This window comes from Klenkia sp. AC732 (genome assembly GCF_979256525.1).
The window spans coordinates 1-237 of record NZ_CEEDOS010000175.1 but is presented as its reverse complement, the minus strand read 5'-3'; the positions used below and the strand labels follow the sequence as shown (position 1 = coordinate 237).

General features: G+C 77.6%; 1 protein-coding gene. It reads left to right on the top strand.

What is annotated here, in order from left to right; translation table 11 throughout:
* The coding region (locus tag AC0IVP_RS22160; RefSeq protein ID WP_471759311.1) for a hypothetical protein at window positions 1-237 on the top strand (237 nt) is incomplete at both ends.

Below are 237 nucleotides of genomic sequence, written 5' to 3'. Positions count from 1 at the left end.
CCCGACCGGACCGGCGCCCGCTACGTCGCCGTCACCGCCCTGGCCGAGGACCCGCTGCTGCGCGGGCAGCAGCTGTCCGCCGGGGCGTACCCCACCGGTCCGGGCGAGATCCTGCTCGCCGAGACCGAGGGCGTGGCCGGCGGCGACACCCTCCCGGTGACCTCCTACGACGCCGCCGGCCAGCTGGTCGAAGGCGAGGTGCCCGTCCCCGGCCTGGTCGACCTGTCCGGCACGGTC